Genomic DNA, 1,727 nt, shown 5'->3' with positions numbered 1-1,727 from the left:
GCGACCCCGCGTTCGCGGTGGACCGGCGCGTCCGCGCCTGCACTCCCGCGCCCGGCCCGTGGACGACGTTCCGCGACGACCGGGTCAAGCTCGGTCCGGTCACGCCGGTGGCCGACGGCCCGGAGCTGAAGCCGGGGGAACTGCACGTGGCGAAGTCCGGTGTGCTCGTCGGCACCGCCACCACGCCGGTGCGCCTCGGCGAGGTGCGCGCCGCAGGCAAGAAGGCCATGCCCGCCGGCGACTGGGCGCGCGGCGCCCGGGTCACCGCCGGCGAGGTGTTCGCGTGACGGGGCCGTCGCGCGAGGACCGGCCCGTCGAGGGCGAGCGTCAGCGGGGGTACGGCGACCGCCAGCGCGCCGGTGACCGGCCTGGTGGCGAGCGTCAGCGCGGCGACGAGCGGTTCGGCGACCGGCAGCGTTCCGACCGGCAGCGTTCCGACCGGCAGCGCTCCGAGCGGCCCGGCGGCGACCGGCGCGGCGGGGACCGGTTCGGTGGCGACCGACGGGGCGGGCGTCCCGTCCGTCCGGCCGTGGACCTGCCCCGGCAGGTCGCCTACGAGGCGATCGCGGCGGTGCACCGCGACGACGCGTACGCCAACCTGGTGCTCCCGGCGATGCTGCGCGAGGCGGGGCTGACCGGCCGGGACGCCGCGTTCGCCACCGAGCTGACCTACGGCACGCTGCGGCACACCGGCACGCTCGACGCGATCGTGACCGACGCGGCCGGGCGGGACGTGCAGCGCATCGACCCGCCGGTGCGCGACGCGCTGCGGCTCGGGGCGTACCAGATCCTGCACATGCGGGTGCCCGCGCACGCCGCGGTGTCGTCCACCGTGGACCTGGTCCGGTCGGTGGGGCCGGGCGCGACCGGGTTCGCCAACGCGGTGCTGCGGGAGATCACCAGCCGGGACGCCGACGCCTGGGTGGCCAAGCTCGCCCCGGCGCAGGAGACCGACCCGGTCGGGCACCTCGCGCTGGCGTACAGCCATCCGCAGTGGATCGTGCGGTCGTTCGCCGAGGCGCTCGGCGGCGACATGGGCGAGACGACCCGGCTGCTCATCGAGGACAACGAGCGCCCGCCGGTGCACCTGTGCGCCCGGCCGGGCCTGGCCGACCCGGTGGCGCTGGCCGACGAGGTGGGCGGCGCGCCCGGCGCGTTCTCGCCGTACGCGGTCTATCTGCCCGGCGGCGCGCCCGGCGACCTGGCGGCGGTGGCCGACGGCCGCGCGCACGTGCAGGACGAGGGCTCCCAGCTGGTGGCGGACGCGCTGGCGGCGGCGCCGCTGGACGGCCCGGACGGCCGGTGGCTGGATCTGTGCGCCGGCCCGGGCGGCAAGTCCGGTCTGCTCGGCGCGCTGGCCGCGACCCGGGGCGCGCGGCTGACGGCGGTCGAGGTGGCCGAGCACCGGGCGCGGCTGGTGGAGCAGGCCACCCGTGGGCTGCCGGTGACCGTGCTGAACACCGACGGGCGCAGCGTGGGCAGCGACCCGAAGCTGCCGGAGGGGCACTTCGACCGGGTGCTCGTCGACGCGCCGTGCACCGGGCTGGGCGCGCTGCGCCGCCGGCCGGAGGCGCGATGGCGTCGCCAGCCGTCGGACCTGCCGCCGCTGACCCGGTTGCAGCGTGAGCTGCTGACCGCCGCGTTGCGGGCGGCCCGGCCGGGTGGCCTGGTCGCGTACGTGACGTGTTCGCCGCACGTGGTGGAGACGCACGTGACGGTGACCGAGG

Annotated in this window: 1 protein-coding gene and 1 pseudogene; both read left to right on the top strand. The window is 77.9% G+C overall.

From position 1 onward, the window contains the following. A pseudogene (locus KBX39_RS30540) lies at positions 1 to 287 on the top strand (methionyl-tRNA formyltransferase); the annotation flags it as partial. Further along, on the top strand, positions 284 to 1,727 hold a 1,444-nt coding region (locus KBX39_RS30535), incomplete at its 3' end, for a transcription antitermination factor NusB (RefSeq protein WP_210873875.1). The pseudogene KBX39_RS30540 and the gene KBX39_RS30535, both read left to right, overlap by 4 nt.

The sequence above is a fragment of the Micromonospora sp. D75 genome (assembly GCF_018070405.1).
GTDB lineage: Bacteria > Actinomycetota > Actinomycetes > Mycobacteriales > Micromonosporaceae > Micromonospora > Micromonospora chalcea.
Note: the sequence above shows the minus strand (reverse complement) of the source record. Positions and strands in the feature narration are given on the sequence as shown.